Origin of the sequence: Pseudomonas sp. 30_B (assembly GCF_017491605.1) — a bacterium.
Lineage (GTDB): Bacteria > Pseudomonadota > Gammaproteobacteria > Pseudomonadales > Pseudomonadaceae > Pseudomonas.
Window position 1 is genome coordinate 81236 of sequence record NZ_JAFGYY010000002.1, and the last position, 15206, is coordinate 96441.

A 15206-nucleotide genomic window follows, 5' to 3' on the forward strand; every position below is an offset into this window, starting at 1 on the left:
GAATAATAGTTCGAGCAATAGTTCGAGCAATAGTCCGAGAAATAGCCCGAACAGGAGCGACCCACCGCCATGATCCGTCCCGAGCTGCTGCGCACCTTCGTCCGCGTCACCGAACTGGCCAGCTTCACCCAGGCCGGCGAACAGCTCGGCCTGCCGCGTTCCACGGTGTCCGAGCACATCCAGTCTCTCGAAACCCAGCTCGGCACCCGTCTGCTGCAGCGCACCACGCGCAAGGTCACGGCAACCCAGGACGGTCTGGTGCTCTACGAACGCAGCAAGGACATGCTGGCCCAGCTGGACGAATTGCAGGGCCTGTTCCGACAACAGGACGAGGCACTGACCGGGCGGCTGCGGGTAGACATGCCGACGGTGATGGCGCGCAAGCTGGTGATGCCGCGCCTGGGCGAATTCCTCGCGCGGCATCCGGCGCTGGAGCTGGAGGTGAGCTGCACCGACCGCCGTGTCGACCTGGTGCGCGAAGGCTTCGACTGCGTGGTGCGGGTCGGTGCGGTCAACGATCCGTCGCTGGTGGCGCGCCTGCTGGGTCGCTCGCCCCAGGTCACCTGCGCCAGTCCCGCGTACCTGGCGACCCATGGCGTGCCGCAGAGTCTTGCCGACCTGGCGGGGCACCGGCTGATCCATTACGTCAGTGTGCTGGGCGCGCGACCGGTGGGCTTCGAATACCTGCACAACGGCGAGACCTGCAGCCTGCCGATGGCCGGGGCGTTGTCAGTGAACAATGCCGAGGCCTACGAAAGCGCCTGCATGGGCGGGCTCGGGCTGATCCAGGTGCCGCTGCATGGCGTGCAGGACGACCTGGAGGCCGGGCGTCTGGTGCAGGTGCTGGAGTCGGTGCCGCTGCCGCCCATGGACATTTCGCTGCTCTACGCCCATCGCCATCTGCCGCAGCGGGTGCGGGTGTTCATGCACTGGTTGACGCAGTTGCTGGGCGAGCCCGATGTGCTGGGCTCGCACTGGCTACCCGACCGGTCGTCCGGCGTTGCGGGAAAGTCAGCCTAGACTTGTCGATTCCCTCGTCGCCCAGGCGACCAAGCTGCATGCCGGTCATGCCGACCGCGCCAGAATCAGGAGACTCACCATGTCCAGCCTGCAACGCATCAGCCCCTGCCTGTGGTTCAACGGCAAGGCCAAGGAGGCCGCCGAGTTCTACACCGGCATCTTCCCCCATTCGCGGATCGTCCAGACCAGCTATTACCCCGAGGCAGAGAAGGACCGCCACGGCGGCGAGCCCGGCTCGGTGCTGACGGTTGAGTTCGTGCTCGATGGCCAGACGTTCATTGCCCTGAACGGCGGGCCCGCCTTCACCTTCAACGAGGCAATCTCGCTGCAGGTGTTCTGCGACAGCCAGAAGGAGATCGACCACTTCTGGGACAAGCTCTCCGCCGGCGGGCCTGAGGAATCGCAGATGTGCGGCTGGCTGAAGGATCGCTTCGGGGTGTCCTGGCAGATCTGCCCGCGGCATGTCGGCGACATGGTGGCCGACCCCGACCCGGTGAAGGCTTCGCGCACCCTGCAGGCGGTGATGGGGATGAAGAAGCTCGACATGGCGGCCATCGAGCGCGCCCACGCCGGGCACTGACGTCCGTCCGGGCGCCGTCGATGCCGGGCGGCGCGTGGCTATAGTTCAGGACGGGGTGTGAGCCGCCAGGCCGCCGCAGCGAGGATTTCAGCGATGTTCAGCCACATCACCGTCGGCACCGCCGACCTGCAGCGGGCCATCGCGTTCTACCAGCGCATCCTCGAGCCCCTGGGCATCGGCCTGCTGGCGCACCGGCACAACCCGGAGCGCGCGGTGTTCACCCATCCGGACAGCGACATCGCGTTCTGCGTGTACGTGCCCATCGACGCGCGCCCGGCCAGGGTCGGCAATGGCAGCCTGGTGGCGTTCGAGGCGCGCACCCGCGCGCAGGTGGATGCCTTGCACCGGCGTGCGCTGGAGCTGGGCGGCGTCGACGAAGGTGGGCCGGGGCTGCGCCTGAATTATTCGCCGACCTACTACGGCGCCTATGTGCGTGACCTGGACGGCAACAAGCTGTGTTGCGTCTGTCACCTGGAAGAGTGAAAAGCGGCGACCACCCGCGGATGGCGCGGGTAGTGAAGCCGGGAACGGATCAGATCCACTGGTCGTTGCGCTTGCGGCGTACGCGCAGCAGGGTCGGCAGGATCAGGCCGGCCAGCAGCCCGGCGCCGGCAATGCTGCCGCCGTAGGCCATGTAGCGCATCAGCACCTGCTTGTTCTCGTCGCCCAGTTGCGCCTGCACCGCGCGCAGGTCGGAGCGCGCCTGACTCAGCTCCTTGTCCAGCGAGGTGCGTGCGGCCTGCAGTTCGTCGATCAGTTTCTTGCGCGTGTCCAGGGTTTCCTGCATGCCTTGCACGCGGGTCTTCCAGCTGTCGTTGATGCCGTCGAGCTGGCTGCTCAGCTCGGCCACCTTCTGCTCCAGTTGCGGCAGGCGCTCGGCCTGGCCGGGCTTGTCCTGCAGGTCGCGGCTGGGAATCCACACCGTGTTGCCGCTCTCGCTGCGCACCTGGCTGTAGTCGCCCTGGGTGCTCACCAGCTCGACCTTCTGCCCGGAGACGAGGGTGCCGACAATGCGGTAGCCGTCGGTCGGGCCGCTGCGCACGTAGGTGGTCAGGCTGTCGTTCACCCAGCGGCTGTTACCGGGCGCCTCCTCGGCCAGGACCGGCAGCGTGGTCACCAGCAGGCCACCGAGCAGGCAGGCGCCCAGGGCACGGGTCTGGAGGGAGGAAACACGGAGAGCGAGCGGGCGAGTCAGGGACATGGTTCATCTTCACATGGCGATAGGAACAAACCCGGCAAGCGGGAGTGAAAACGACGGCCCGGAAAGTTGTTATGAACAGGGCGGGAATTGACGCGATCCTGCGTCAAATGGCCAAGTGCCATGCGTCCCGCCCAGGTGGGCCGACAGCTGACAGACAGCCGAGAGGCGCCAGGAGTTCACTGGGTGGCGAAGCGGGGGATGGGCGGCTGTCCGCGAACGGGACAGCCGGGAGCCGAGGTGCGGGGATCAGGCGCGGCCTTCGGCGGCTTCGATGATGTCCAGCAGGTCGGTCAGGGTGTCTTCCAGGTATTGCCCGGCGCGGTAGTCCGGCTTCAGCGCATCGCCGCCGTCTATGACCACCTGCGGGCGTTCGATGAAACGGCCGACCAGCCCGAAGCGCTCATCCAGCACCGCCACCACCGGGATCGGGATGCGATCGAGCGCCAGCCGTTCGCGCAGGTCGTCCTCGGCGCGGCCCTTGGTGATCACCGCGAGGTCGATGAGCGGCTGGGTGCGTTGCAGATAGTCCATCACGGTGACGTTGATCTGGCAGTCCGGGCACCACATTTCGCCGGCCACCAGCAGGTGATAGCGCCGCGACACGGCCTGGATGCGCTGGCGGGTGGCGGCGCTGACGGCATCGGCTGCGGTCAGTCTGGCCTGTACCACGCGCACTCCAGTGATCTCGTCCAGCAGTCCGTGGGCGACGAAGGCATCGAAGCCTTCACCGATGGAGAAAAGTTCCTCGTAGGAGGCCATGGGCGTTTCTCTTGCAGACGGGGGAACCGGCATCCCAGCAGAATTGCCGGGCGAGGGCAACCACGTGACGGTCGGAGCGCCGGCCGTCAGTCCCTTTTCGGCGCGCCGAGGGGGAACAGCGGGCGGTAGGGGCGGGCCTCGTCGACCGCGCGGGCGAACGAGGGGCGCGCCAGCAGGCGCGCGCGGTATGCCCGCAGCATCGGGTAGGCGTCGCTGATGCGGTGGGTCCAGTCGGCGTAGAACAGCGCCGGCGCCGCGGCGCAGTCGGCGAGGGTGAAGTCGTCGCCGCTGGCCCAGGCATCGCTGGCGGTCAGGTGGTTCTCCAGCCAGCGGTAGGCGAGTTCGAGCCGTTGGCTGGCGACCGTCAAGCCATCCTGGCGCTTGCCCGCATCGCCGGTCAGGGCGCCGGAGACGGCATGCTGCACCGGGCTCATCACGTGAAGATCGAAGAAGCGATCGAGGAAGCGCACCTGCAAGGCCGCCATCGGCTCTTCGGGCAGCCAGCGCTGCGCGCCGCCCCGGGTGAGCTGCAGGTACTCGATGATGATGCTCGACTCGGCGATGCTGCGCTCGCCGTCCAGCAGCACCGGGAACTTGGCCAGCGGCCACAGGCTCAGCCATTCCTTGGAGTGTTCCGGGGTGTCCTGGCCGAGGCAGCGGAATTCGAAGGGTATGTCGTTCTCGTACAGGGCGATCAGGACTTTCTGGGTATACGACGAGAAGGGATGACCAAACAGTACGAGGGACATGGCGGGATCACCTGCTGTTGCACGCGCCGTTTGCGGGTGGTTTCACCCTAGTTGCCCGTGGGGTTGGCGGCAAGGCGGAGATCATTGGTCGGTGTGCTCCAGCACGTTCACCAGCGTTCCCGGCGGATCGTGCAGAAAGAGCCGGCACAGTCAGTGCGCCGGACGGGCCGGCGGCATGCGACGGCGGTGGATGCGGTAGAACTGGTAGAGCACGCCGAGGACGAATATCAGCAGCGCCATCAATACCGCTGTCTGCACCGGGGGCGAGTCCGGGCCATGGCCGATTGGGTTGGATGGGGGGAGGCGCGAGAGGGATTCGTTGAGTGTCGGGATCATCATCAGGAAGAAACTGAAGCTCATCGCCGCCGTTGCCAGGTATTCGCCCAGTCCGCCGAGGGCGCTGATCCGTTGTGCGTAGCTGCCCACCGCCAGGGCGAGCAGGCAGAGGATGCCGATGGCGTGCCCGGCGTTGAAGCCGCCAGTGCTGGACAGGCCGAAAGCCGTCAGTACGCCGAGGATCATCCCGACGACGTACCAGCGCCCCGCGGGGCTGCGCGGATCGATGCGGCCCGCCTAGTAGAACGCCCACAACCCGGCGACCAGCGGCACCAGGCTGATGGCGGTATGCACGATACCCAAGGTGGACAGAGGATTGGCCATGACGAACACCTCGCGAGCGGACCTTCGTGGATAGGGACGCCGCGCATCCACGAACTGTGCCGGAGCACGGAGGGGGCGGGTGTGTTGTCAGGGTAGACGCAACCCACCGGGTCGCAGGGCGTTGCCCGACTCAGCCGACGAACGTCACAGGCGCTTGTTGAGCCAGCGCGCCAGGCGGTCGCCGCCGAACTGGATCAGGGTCACCAGGGCCACCAGCAGGATGATCACGGTGAGCATCACCTGGGTGTCGAAGCGCTGGTAGCCGTAGCGGTAGGCCAGGTCGCCGAGGCCGCCGGCACCGATGGCGCCGGCCATGGCCGAGGAGTTGATCATGGTCACCAGGGTGATGGTGAAGCCGGCGACGATACCCGGCCGCGCCTCGGGCAGCAGCACGCTCCAGATGATGTGCCGGGGCTGGCAGCCCATGGCCTGGGCCGCCTCGATCAGGCCGTGGTCGACTTCGCGCAGGCTGACCTCGGCGATGCGCGCGAAGAACGGCGTGGCGGCGATGGTCAGCGGCACCACCGCCGCCCACACGCCGTAGCTGGTGCCGACGATCAGCCGGGTGAAGGGGATCAGCGCGACCATCAGGATCAGGAACGGGATCGAGCGCAGCACGTTGACCACGCTGCCCAGGCTCTGGTTGACCAGGCGCGCCTGGAATATCCCGCCGGGGCCGGTGGTGACCAGCACCAGGGCCAGCGGGATACCCACCAGCAGCACGATGGCCGAGGACGCGCCGATCATCAGCAGGGTGTCGAGCAGGCCTTGCAGCAGGCGATCAGGCATGGGTGAGCACCTCCAGGCGGTCGGCGACATCGCGGGCACGTTCGAGCAGTTGCGGGGCGCTGGCGGCGGGCGCGGCAACGCTCAGCAGCAGGCGGCCCAGGGCGCGGCCCTGGATGCGCTCGATGCCGCCGTGCAGCAGGCTGATGCGGCTGCCCAGGGCCTGGGCGATGGCCAGCAGGTCCGGCTCCTGTTCGCGCACGCCGGTGTAGTGCAGGTCGAGGATGACTTCGTTGTCCGACGGGTGTTCAAGACGTGCCAGCAGGTCCGGCGGCAGGTGCTGCTGCAGCGAGCCGAGCAGGGTGCGGCTGACCTCGTGCTGCGGATTGCCGAAGACTTCCCAGACCTCGCCCTGCTCGACGATGCGCCCGCGTTCGAGCACCACCACGCGGTCGCAGATCTCGCGGATCACCGCCATCTCGTGGGTGATCAGCACGATGGTCAGGCCCAGGCGGCAGTTGATGTCGCGCAGCAGAGCGAGGATGGCCTGGGTGCTCTCCGGGTCCAGCGCCGAGGTGGCCTCGTCGCAGAGCAGGATTTCCGGCTGGTGCACCAGCGCGCGGGCGATGCCGACGCGCTGCTTCTGCCCGCCGGAGAGTTGCGCCGGGTAGGCGTGGCGCTTCTCGGTCAGGCCGACCAGTTCGAGGAGTTCATCCACCCGCTCGGCGATGCGCGCCTTGGGCACGCCGGCCACGCGCAGGGGCAGGGCAATGTTCTGCGCGACGGTCTTGGCCGACATCAGGTTGAAGTGCTGGAAGATCATGCCGACGCGACGGCGCAGGCCGACCAGTTGCTGGGAGTCGAAGGTACCGATGTCCTCGCCGTCGATCAGCACCTGGCCGACGCTGGGTTGCTCCAGGCGGTTGAGGGTGCGGATCAGCGAGCTCTTGCCGGCGCCGCTGCGGCCGATGATGCCGAACACTTCGCCACGGCGGACGGAGAGTTCGATGTCGCTCAGCGCCTCCACCGGGCCGTGATGGCCGGCGTAGGTCTTGCCCAGCCCGCGCAGGGCGATGTGCTGGGTGGCGAGTTCGAGATTGCGGTTGAAGCTGACCATGGTGGGGGCCTGTTCTGAGTTTGGGAGCAAGAGCTGGCGTAGGAGCGGACTTCGTCCGCGATGGCATCCGGCGCGAGGCGAACCTATCGCGGACGGAGTCCGCTCCTACGTAAACGCTGGCGCGTTTATTGCCAGCCCGGCTGGTAGAGCGAGCCGTGGGCCTTGTCCAGGGCGGCGCGGACCTGCGGCGAATGCTGGTAGAGATCGACGAACTTCTTCAGCTTGCCGTCCGGGTCCTTGAAGTCGTCACGGGTGACGAACTGGATGACGTACTCCTTGTTCTCGATGCCGTCGAACAGCAGCGCGCTGTTCGGATCGATGGTCCCGGCCAGGCGGATGTAGTGCGGGTAACCCTGGGCGAGGTCGACGTCGTCCAGCGCGCGCACCAGCTGCACGGCCTCCAGCTCGATTATCTGGATATGCTTCGGGTTGGCCACGATGTCGTCCAGCGTCGCCTTGTAGCCCACGCCGTCCTTGAGCTTGAGCAGCCCGGCTTTCTGCAGCAGCTGCAGGCCGCGGCCGCCATTGATCGGGTCGTTGGCGATGGCGACCTTGGCGCCGTCGGGCAGGTCGGCGATGGCCTTGTACTTGGTCGAGTACAGGCCGACGTTGTTGATGATCCCCGGCGCGAAGGCCTTCAGGTGCAGGCCGCCCTCGCGATTGGCGTTCTCCAGGAAGGGCGTGTGCTGGAAGTAGTTGGCGTCGATGTCGCCGTGGTCGAGGGTGATGTTCGGCGCGTTCCAGTCGGTGAACTCCACCAGTTCGACCTTCAGGCCCTGCTGGGCGGCTTCCTTCACCGCCACTTCCAGCGGTGGGGCGAAGGCGGCGGTGGTGCCCAGGCGCAGGGTATCGGCCGCCTGGGCGAGGCCGGCGGCGAGGAGGCTCAGGGAGAGGCCGAGGGTAAGCTTGAAGCGTGCATGCATGGCAACGAATCCTTATGGGTTTCAGGCCTTGATGGCCTTTAAAGAGAGAAGGCTGGAGTCGCTCCAGTGGCGGTTGCCTGGCGGAAGCTCGCGCCGACGTGCCGCGCGGGCAGTCGGGCGCGGCCGGCGCCGAAGAGTTTTTCCCGCAGGGTGCCGTCCGCGTAGGCGGTCTTGTAGGCGCCGCGGTTCTGCAGTTCGGGCACCACGAGGTCGATGAAGTCGGCGTAGCTTTCCGGCTCCACGGTGCGTGTGAGGTTGAAGCCATCGAGGCCCGCCTCGTTGATCCAGCCCAGCAGCTCATCGGCCACCTGCATCGGGGCGCCTACCAGCGTGGTGTAGCGGCCGCCGAGGGCGAGCTGTTCCAGCAGCTGGCGCACGGTGGCGTCGGTGCGGGCGACGGTCAGGGCCTTGGTGGCGGACTCGATGGCATTGGTCTTCTCGTAGCGGATCGGCTCGTCCAGCGCGTAGCGCGAGAAGTCGATGCCGGTGGTGCTGGCGAAGTGCGCCAGGCCTGCCTCGGCGCTGGCGAAGCGGCGGTACTCGGCGAGCTTGTCGCGGGCTTCGGCTTCGGTCGGCGCGACGATGACGTTGATGCCCATGAACACCTTGATATCGTCCGCGTGGCGGCCGGCATCCACCGCCGCCTGGCGGATGCGGTCCACCAGCACGCGGGTGGCGTCGCGGGTCTGCGCCGAGACGAACACGCACTCGGCATGGCGCGCGGCGAAGGCCAGCCCGCGATTCGACGCACCGGCCTGGAACAGCAGCGGCGTGCGCTGCGGCGAGGGCTGGCTGAGGTGGTAACCCTCGACATCGAAGAACTCGCCGTGGTGGCGCACCTTGTGCACCTTGCCCGGCTGCGCGTAGACGCGGCGCTGGCGGTCGGCGAGCACCGCGTCGTCTTCCCAGCTGCCTTCCCAGAGCTTGTAGAGCACTTCCAGGTACTCGTCGGCGCGGTCGTAGCGGCGGTCGTGGTCGATCTGCCGCTCCTGGCCCATGGCGCGGGCGGTGCTTTCCAGGTAGCCGGTGACGATGTTCCAGCCGACCCGGCCATCGCTCAGGTGATCCAGCGTCGAAAGCCTGCGGGCGAACGGGTAGGGCGCCTCGTAGGTGAGGTTGGCGGTGACGCCGAAGCCCAGGTGCCGCGTGGCGCCGGCCATGGCCGAGACCAGCATCAGCGGGTCGTTCACCGGCAGCTGGATGGCCTCCTTCGCCGTGAGCTCGATGCCGTTCTGGTAGACGTCGTAGACGCCGAGGATGTCGGCGAGGAACAGGCCGTCGAACAGGCCCTTCTCCAGCAGGCGGGCGAGGTCGGTCCAGTGGCTGAGCTTGTTGAAGTCCGTCGAGCGGTCGCGCGGGTGGGTCCACAGGCCGTGGTTGATGTGGCCGACGCAGTTCATGCTGAAGGCGTTTAGGAGAATCTGCTTCTGGCTCACGGGGATTCCTTGCTCGGGCAGCTCGGCAATTGCTTTGCAGCATTGGTAGGGCGAATAAGCCGGAACGGGTTATCCGCCTCGACGGCGGATAACGCCGTAGGCGTTATGCGCCCTACATTGAGTCGTTCGCTGGATGGAGGGATCGGCGCTGACACTTCCCCCTCACCCCAGCCCTCTCCCTCAGGGAGAGGGGGCAGTCCGTGCCAACGGATGCCTTGGATTCCTCCTGCACCGACCAGTCCTCTCTTCTGGCGGCAGAGCGGCAGGACGTGCCGGCTGACGCCTTGGTTTCTCCCTGCACTGAACGGTCCCCTCTCCCTCTGGGAGAGGGTTAGGGTGAGGGGCTCTTGTCGGTCGACGGAGCCAGGCATCACAGCGTCCCCCGGCGCGGCGGCAGCTGGCCGTTGAGGTAGTAGTTGCCCACCGCGAAGTACTTCCAGCGCACCGGGTCGTGCAGGGTGTGCACGCGGGCGTTGCGCCAGTGACGGTCCAGGCCCAGTTCGGCGAGGCTGGCGCGGCTGCCGCCCAGTTCGATCAGCTTGCTGCCGGCCAGCAGCGAAACCTCGGTGGTGATCGCCCGCGCCTCGGCCACGGCAATGGACGCAGCGGCAACGCTTTTGGCGGTTGGCGCGGCGGTGGCGGCATCGAGGACGCGGCCGGAGCGGTCCAGCAGCGCCTCGGCGGCGTGCAGGCGGATCGCCAGGCGGCCCACTTCGTTGATCGCCAGCGGATCGTCGCTGGCCTTGTCGACGCCCGAATCGATCCACGGACGTGCCTTCTCGCGCAGGAAGGTGAGCGTGTCTTCATAAGCGCCCCGAGCGATGCCGACGTCGATGGCGGCGTGGAGAATCTGCGCGAACGGGCCGACCGTGGTCGGGCGCTCGAAGGCGCTCTGGAACGGCACGATGTCGCGCTCGTCCACCGGCGCGCCATCGAACACCACGCTGCCGCTGCCGGTAGTGCGCTGGCCGAAGCCGGACCAGTCGTCGATCACTTCCACGCCCTGGGCATGGCGGGCGATGAAGGCGAACTGCTGGGCGCCGTCGTCATCGATCACCAGGGTCGGAATGCGCTGCGCATAGAGCGCGCCGGTGCTGTAGAACTTGCGGCCATGAATGCGCAGTTGGCCGTCCTCGCGCTTGAGGCGAGTGGTGCGGTCATGGGCGGTGCGCGTGCCGATTTCCGCCAGCGCATTGCCGAAGCGCACACCGGCCAGGACCTCCGCGAACAGGCGAGCCTTCTGCTCTTCGCTGCCGTTCACCCGCAGCAGTTCGACGGCGTAGAAATGGTTCTGCGGAATCTGCCCCAGCGAGCCGTCGGCGGCAGAGATGATCGCGATGACGCGGGCCACCGTGACGCGAGAAACGCCCGCGCCACCGTGTTCGCGCGGCACGCTGATGCCCCACAGGCCGGAGCTGCTGAAGCGTTCGAGTTCGTCCCACGGCAGACGCCGCTCGCGGTCGCGGGCGATGGCGCCTTCGCGGAAATCGGCAGCCAGGGCGCGGGCGACGTCGAGGGCTTCGTCGTCGCTGCGGATGAGGTGGACGGGAGTGACCGGCTTGGGATTGTTCAGTACGAGGCTGTTCATCGGCGCTCCTCAGATCCAGGAATGACGCGCCGGACGGGCGCCGTTGAGGTGGTAGGCGCCGACCGCCTGGACCTTCCAGCGCACCGGGTCGTGCAGGGTATGCACGCGGGCGTTGCGCCAGTGGCGGTCGAGGTTGAATTCGGCAAGGGTGGCGCGGCTGCCGGCCAGCTCGAAGAGCTTTTCGCTGGCGGCCAGGCTGATCTCGGTGGTCAGTACCTTGGCCTCGGCCACGGCGATGGAGGCACGGGCGGCGGACTCGTCGTCGATGGGCCGCGCGCTGACTTCGTCGAGCACATGGCCGGCACGCTCCAGCAGCGCTTCGGCGGCGTGCAGATCGACTTGCAGGCGGCCGATTTCGGCGATGGTGAAGGGTTCGTCGCTGGCGTTTTCGACTTCGGCGTCGATGAAGGGACGGGTGCGCGTGCGGATGAAGTCGATGGCGTCTTCCAGGGCGTTCGCCGCGATGCCCGCATCGATGGCGGCCTGGATCAGTTGCGATACGGCGCCCTGGATATTGGGTACATCGGCCAGGCGGCCGTTGTGGATCACCAGGGAGCCGGCGACGGGTGCGTTGTCCAGCAGTACGGTGCCGCTGGCGGTGGTGCGCTGGCCGAAGCCGGACCAGTCGTCGATGATGCGCAGGCCTTCCACGCCGCGCTCGACGAAGCCCATCACTGCGCGGCCTTCCTCGTCGATGGCCTTCACCGCGACCCAGTGGGCGAACAGCGCGCCGGTGGAATAGAACTTCTCGCCGCTGACGCGGAAGTTCTCGCCGTCGCGCACCAGCCGCGCCTTGAGTTCGAGGGTGTTGCGGGTGTTGCGTTCGGGGCCGGCATTGCCGATGCGCCGGCCGCCCAGCACGCCGCCGAACAGCACGCGCTTCTGCGCGTCGCTGGCGACGTTGTCGATCACGTTGAGCAGGCCGAACTGGTTCTGCGGGATCTGCCCCAATGCCGGATCGGCGGCGCAGATCACGCGGAAGACTTCGGCCACGGTGGCGTAGGAGACCTGCGCGCCGCCGTACTCGCGGGGAATGCTGATGCCGCCCAGGCCGAGGGCGGTGAAATGCTCCAGCTCGCGCCAGGGCAGGGCGCGCTCGCGGTCGCGGGCGGCGGCTCCGGGTTTTGCCAGGCGGGCCACTTCGTGGGCGGCGTCGATGGCCTGGGCGTCATTGTCGATGCGGCGCGCCGGGAGTAGCCGGGGCGCCTGGTCACGAAGGTCCTTGGGTGCGGATTCGTTGGTCATGCGGTTACCTGTGGTTGTGGAGCAGGGAATTCCTTTCCTGGGAAGCTCTTTGTAGGAGCGAGCTTGCTCGCGAACGAATCCCGCTGCGGGGCGAAAGGTTCGCGAGCAAGGACTAGGCGTCCCCCTCGCTCCTACAGGGGAGAATCGGTGTTTAGAAAGCCGGCGCGATCTCACCCTTGTAGCGAGTCAGGATGAACTGGCGGACTTCCGGCGAGTTCAGTGCCTTGGCCAGCTTCTGGATGCCCGGGTCCTGGATGTTGTCCGGGCGGGCGACGAGGAACTCGGCGTAGAGGTCCTTGCCTTTCTCCACGATCAGCGCGCTCTTGATATCGATCCCGGCTTCCAGCGCGTAGTTGGCGAAGACGAACGCCAGGTCCACCTGCTTCACCGCGCGCGCCAGCAGGGCGCCTTCCAGTTCACGGATCTTCAGGTGCTTGGGGTTGTCGGTGATGTCGCGCTCGGTGGACTGCGGGTTGGTCGGGTCCTTGAGCTTGATCAGGCCGTTCTCGGCCAGCAGCACCAGCGCGCGGCCGGTGTTCACCGGGTCGTTGGGGATGGCCACGCTGGCGCCGTCGGGCAGCTCGGCGAGGGACTTGTACTTGGTGGAGTAGGCGCCGAACGGCTCGATGTGGATGCCCACCACTGGCACCAGGTCGGTGTGACGGGTCTTGTTGAAGTCATCGAGGAAGGGGCGGTACTGGTAGTAGTTGGCGTCGAGGTTCTTCTGCGCGAGCTGCAGGTTGGGCTGGATGAAGTCGGTGAAGACCTTTATGTCCAGGTCGACGCCTTCCTTGGCCAGTTGCGGTTTGACGAACTCGAGGATCTCGGCGTGGGGAACCGGGGTGGCGCCGACCACGAGTTTTTCCCCCGCGTGAGCGGAGAAGGCGACGACGGCTGCCAGGATGGCGATGGCCTTTTTCATGGGTGTTGCTCCTTGAACAGTAGGGAGTGGGCCGTCGTGGTGTGGACGTGAGGCCTTGGTGGCAGCGGGGCCGGCTGCCGGCGGCTGGATCGCAAGTGCCGCTCCCGGGCGGGGAGTGGGCGGGGAATTCAGCGCCGCGTGTAGCGCGCGACGAGGCGGTCGCCGCTCATCTGCAAGGCCTGCACCAGCAGGATCAGCAGGGCGACGGTGATGATCATCACGTCGGTCTGGAAGCGCTGGTAACCGAAGCGGATGGCCAGGTCGCCCAGGCCGCCGCCGCCGATCACGCCGGACATCGCGGTGTAGTCCACCAGCACGATGGCGGTGACGGTCACGGCGGCGATCAGCCCGGTGCGGGCCTCCGGCAGCAGGGTGTGCCAGATGATCTGCCAGGTGCTGGCGCCCATCGCCTGGGTGGCTTCCACCAGGCCGCGGTCGACCTCGCGCAGGGCGGTTTCCACCAGCCGCGCGAAGAACGGCGTGCAGCCCACCACCAGCGGCGGGATGGCACCGGCGACGCCCAGTGAGGTGCCGGTGATCAGCGTGGTGACCGGGATCAGCACGATCAGCAGGATGATGAACGGCAGCGAGCGCAGCATGTTCACCACCACCGACAGCGCCCGGTACAGGCCGGGTTTCGCATGCAGCTGGCGCTTGCCGGTGAGGTACAGAAGCACACCCAGCGGCAGGCCCAGCAGCACGGTGAAGGCCAGCGCGCCGCCGAGCATGGCGAGGGTGTCCAGGCAGGCCTGGGCGAGGTCGTGCCAGTCGAGGTTGCGGAACCAGCCGTCCATCACTGCTCGCTCCTTCTGAGCGTTGCCGCGCGGTGTGGCGCGCGCAGACGGTCGCCCTGGCCGAACAGCTTGTGGCGCAGGGTGCCCTGTTCGTACTCGCGCTTGAACAGCCCGCGCGCCTGTAGTTCGGGCACCAGCAGGTCGACGATGTCGACGAAGGTTTCCGGCGCCACCAGGCTGGAGAGGTTGAAGCCGTCGACGTCGGTTTCCTCGACCCAGGCCTGCAGCTGATCCGCCACGGTCTGCGGCGAGCCCACCAGCAGCGGGCCGTCGCCACCCAGGGCGCAGTAGTCGGCGATTTCGGCGGCGGTCCACTGGCGCTCCGGGTCGGCAGCGCTGAAGGCGTCCACGGCGGACTGGATCGCGTCGCTCTGTACGTGGCGCAACACCTGGTCCGGCGCGTACTGGCCGAAGTCGATGCCGGTCCAGCCGGAGACCAGCGCCAGGGCGCCTTCGCGGTCGCTGTAGCGGCGGTAGTCTTCCAGCTTGGCCAGGGCCTCCGCGTCGGTCGGTGCGACGATCACGGTGAGCTGGTTCAGCACCAGCACGTCGCTCGGCTGGCGGCCGGCTTCCACGGCGAGGCGCCGCAGGTCGGCCACCTGGTCGCGAAGGATGCGCTTGGTCGGCGCGGCGACGAACACGCACTCGGCATTGCCGGCGGCGAACGCCTTGCCGCGACTCGACGCGCCGGCCTGGTAGAGCACCGGGGTGCGTTGCGGCGAAGGCTGGCTGAGGTGGAAGCCGGGCACTTCGAAGTGTTCGCCCTTGTGCTCGATGGGGTGCACCTTGCGCGGGTCGGCGTAGATGCCGGCTTTGCGATCGGCGACCACCGCGTCGTCGTCCCAGCTGGCTTCCCAGAGCTTGTAGCAGACCTCCAGGTATTCCTCGGCCAGGGCATAGCGCTGCTGGTGGTTGAGCTGCTGCTTCAGCCCCAGGTTGCGCGCGCCGCTGTTGAGGTAGGAAGTGACGATGTTCCAGCCGGCGCGGCCACGGGTCAGGTGGTCCAGCGTGGAGATGCGCCGGGCGAAGGGGAAGGGGTGCTCGAAGGACACCGACGCCGTGATGCCGAAGCCCAGGTGTTCGGTGGCCGCGGCCATGGCCGGGACGATCTGCAGCGGGTCGTTGGCCGGCACCTGCGCGCCGGCGCTGAGGGCGGCGTCGGCGTTGCCGTGGTAGACGTCATAGACGCCCAGCACGTCGGCGAGGAACAGCCCATCGATCTTTCCGCGTTCGAGGGTCTTCGCCAGCTCGATCCAGTAATGGATGTCGGTATAGCGCGCGGCCTGCTGGTCGCGCGGGTGGCGCCAGAGGCCGGGTGAGAGGTGGCCGACGCAGTTCATGGCGAAGGCGTTGAGGCGGATCTCTTTCATAGCGGGTACCAAAACGGTGAACAGGCCGTCGCGAGCGATCCGAGAGCAAGGCGGACGGAGCGCAGCGACGAGACATATCGAGTTTGATAGGCGAGGAGCGAGCACCGCCCCACGCA

Annotated in this window: 17 protein-coding genes; 3 read left to right on the forward strand and 14 right to left on the reverse strand. The window is 67.5% G+C overall.

Going from position 1 to position 15206, the window contains the following annotated elements; translation table 11 throughout:
• Window positions 1–69 precede the first annotated feature (69 nt).
• The 3 genes from J5M67_RS02520 (at window position 70) to J5M67_RS02530 (ending at window position 2083) form a co-directional block, all read left to right on the forward strand.
• The gene (locus J5M67_RS02520) at window positions 70–1020 is read left to right on the forward strand and encodes a LysR family transcriptional regulator (protein WP_207882986.1); all 951 of its coding nucleotides are present in this window, start codon (window positions 70–72) and stop codon (window positions 1018–1020) included.
• A gap of 79 nt (window positions 1021–1099) precedes the next feature.
• Window positions 1100–1600 (forward strand): VOC family protein, encoded by a 501-nt coding sequence (locus tag J5M67_RS02525; RefSeq protein ID WP_207882988.1) that lies wholly within the window; start codon window positions 1100–1102, stop codon window positions 1598–1600.
• 93 nt (window positions 1601–1693) lie between these two features.
• Window positions 1694–2083, forward strand: a complete 390-nt coding sequence (locus J5M67_RS02530) for a VOC family protein (protein WP_207882991.1) — start codon at window positions 1694–1696, stop codon at window positions 2081–2083.
• 49 nt (window positions 2084–2132) lie between these two features.
• On the opposite strand, the gene J5M67_RS02535 is transcribed toward J5M67_RS02530, so the two are convergent.
• From J5M67_RS02535 to J5M67_RS02600, 14 genes are all read right to left on the reverse strand, one after another.
• The gene (locus J5M67_RS02535; protein WP_207882993.1) at window positions 2133–2801 is read right to left on the reverse strand and encodes a TIGR04211 family SH3 domain-containing protein; all 669 of its coding nucleotides are present in this window, start codon (window positions 2799–2801) and stop codon (window positions 2133–2135) included.
• 246 nt (window positions 2802–3047) lie between these two features.
• Window positions 3048–3560 (reverse strand): thioredoxin family protein, encoded by a 513-nt coding sequence (locus J5M67_RS02540; protein ID WP_207882994.1) that lies wholly within the window; start codon window positions 3558–3560, stop codon window positions 3048–3050.
• An 86-nt stretch (window positions 3561–3646) separates the two neighbouring features.
• Window positions 3647–4309 carry a glutathione S-transferase family protein gene (locus J5M67_RS02545; protein WP_207882995.1) on the reverse strand — a complete coding sequence of 221 codons (663 nt, stop codon included), beginning with the start codon at window positions 4307–4309 and terminating at the stop codon, window positions 3647–3649.
• A gap of 150 nt (window positions 4310–4459) precedes the next feature.
• Entirely contained in the window at window positions 4460–4831 is a 372-nt protein-coding gene (locus J5M67_RS02550; RefSeq protein WP_207882997.1) for a hypothetical protein, read from the reverse strand.
• Window positions 4832–4882: 51 nt separating this feature from the next.
• On the reverse strand, window positions 4883–5020 hold the full coding sequence (locus tag J5M67_RS02555; RefSeq protein WP_207882999.1) for a hypothetical protein: 138 nt from the start codon (window positions 5018–5020) through the stop codon (window positions 4883–4885).
• Between the two features lie 93 nt (window positions 5021–5113).
• Window positions 5114–5788, reverse strand: coding sequence for a methionine ABC transporter permease (locus J5M67_RS02560; RefSeq protein ID WP_207883001.1), 675 nt, complete (start codon window positions 5786–5788; stop codon window positions 5114–5116).
• Window positions 5751–6812 carry a methionine ABC transporter ATP-binding protein gene (locus tag J5M67_RS02565; RefSeq protein WP_207883002.1) on the reverse strand — a complete coding sequence of 354 codons (1062 nt, stop codon included), beginning with the start codon at window positions 6810–6812 and terminating at the stop codon, window positions 5751–5753. Before J5M67_RS02565 ends, J5M67_RS02560 begins: the two co-directional genes overlap by 38 nt.
• 125 nt (window positions 6813–6937) lie before the next feature.
• Complete coding sequence (locus tag J5M67_RS02570; protein WP_207883004.1) at window positions 6938–7735, reverse strand: MetQ/NlpA family ABC transporter substrate-binding protein; 798 nt, start codon at window positions 7733–7735, stop codon at window positions 6938–6940.
• Between the two features lie 38 nt (window positions 7736–7773).
• On the reverse strand, window positions 7774–9171 hold the full coding sequence (locus J5M67_RS02575) for an LLM class flavin-dependent oxidoreductase (RefSeq protein ID WP_207883006.1): 1398 nt from the start codon (window positions 9169–9171) through the stop codon (window positions 7774–7776).
• A gap of 370 nt (window positions 9172–9541) precedes the next feature.
• On the reverse strand, window positions 9542–10759 hold the full coding sequence (locus J5M67_RS02580; protein WP_207883008.1) for an SfnB family sulfur acquisition oxidoreductase: 1218 nt from the start codon (window positions 10757–10759) through the stop codon (window positions 9542–9544).
• A 9-nt stretch (window positions 10760–10768) separates the two neighbouring features.
• Complete coding sequence (locus tag J5M67_RS02585) at window positions 10769–12004, reverse strand: SfnB family sulfur acquisition oxidoreductase (RefSeq protein WP_207883010.1); 1236 nt, start codon at window positions 12002–12004, stop codon at window positions 10769–10771.
• A gap of 151 nt (window positions 12005–12155) precedes the next feature.
• Window positions 12156–12926, reverse strand: a complete 771-nt coding sequence (locus tag J5M67_RS02590) for a MetQ/NlpA family ABC transporter substrate-binding protein (RefSeq protein WP_207883012.1) — start codon at window positions 12924–12926, stop codon at window positions 12156–12158.
• A 128-nt stretch (window positions 12927–13054) separates the two neighbouring features.
• On the reverse strand, window positions 13055–13720 hold the full coding sequence (locus tag J5M67_RS02595) for a methionine ABC transporter permease (RefSeq protein WP_192434518.1): 666 nt from the start codon (window positions 13718–13720) through the stop codon (window positions 13055–13057).
• Window positions 13720–15090, reverse strand: coding sequence for an LLM class flavin-dependent oxidoreductase (locus tag J5M67_RS02600; protein ID WP_207883014.1), 1371 nt, complete (start codon window positions 15088–15090; stop codon window positions 13720–13722). The genes J5M67_RS02595 and J5M67_RS02600 overlap by 1 nt, the downstream gene beginning before the upstream one ends.
• Window positions 15091–15206: the final 116 nt, after the last annotated feature.

Coding starts and splice junctions, on each gene's coding strand:
- J5M67_RS02520 (WP_207882986.1), top strand. CDS start 70: ATGATCCGTCCCGAGCTGCTGCGCACCTTCGTCCGCGTCACCGAACTG.
- J5M67_RS02525 (WP_207882988.1), top strand. CDS start 1,100: ATGTCCAGCCTGCAACGCATCAGCCCCTGCCTGTGGTTCAACGGCAAG.
- J5M67_RS02530 (WP_207882991.1), top strand. CDS start 1,694: ATGTTCAGCCACATCACCGTCGGCACCGCCGACCTGCAGCGGGCCATC.
- J5M67_RS02535 (WP_207882993.1), bottom strand. CDS start 2,801: ATGTCCCTGACTCGCCCGCTCGCTCTCCGTGTTTCCTCCCTCCAGACC.
- J5M67_RS02540 (WP_207882994.1), bottom strand. CDS start 3,560: ATGGCCTCCTACGAGGAACTTTTCTCCATCGGTGAAGGCTTCGATGCC.
- J5M67_RS02545 (WP_207882995.1), bottom strand. CDS start 4,309: ATGTCCCTCGTACTGTTTGGTCATCCCTTCTCGTCGTATACCCAGAAA.
- J5M67_RS02550 (WP_207882997.1), bottom strand. CDS start 4,831: ATGATCCTCGGCGTACTGACGGCTTTCGGCCTGTCCAGCACTGGCGGC.
- J5M67_RS02560 (WP_207883001.1), bottom strand. CDS start 5,788: ATGTCGCCGACCGCCTGGAGGTGCTCACCCATGCCTGATCGCCTGCTG.
- J5M67_RS02565 (WP_207883002.1), bottom strand. CDS start 6,812: ATGGTCAGCTTCAACCGCAATCTCGAACTCGCCACCCAGCACATCGCC.
- J5M67_RS02570 (WP_207883004.1), bottom strand. CDS start 7,735: ATGCATGCACGCTTCAAGCTTACCCTCGGCCTCTCCCTGAGCCTCCTC.
- J5M67_RS02580 (WP_207883008.1), bottom strand. CDS start 10,759: ATGAACAGCCTCGTACTGAACAATCCCAAGCCGGTCACTCCCGTCCAC.
- J5M67_RS02585 (WP_207883010.1), bottom strand. CDS start 12,004: ATGACCAACGAATCCGCACCCAAGGACCTTCGTGACCAGGCGCCCCGG.
- J5M67_RS02590 (WP_207883012.1), bottom strand. CDS start 12,926: ATGAAAAAGGCCATCGCCATCCTGGCAGCCGTCGTCGCCTTCTCCGCT.
- J5M67_RS02595 (WP_192434518.1), bottom strand. CDS start 13,720: ATGGACGGCTGGTTCCGCAACCTCGACTGGCACGACCTCGCCCAGGCC.
- J5M67_RS02600 (WP_207883014.1), bottom strand. CDS start 15,090: ATGAAAGAGATCCGCCTCAACGCCTTCGCCATGAACTGCGTCGGCCAC.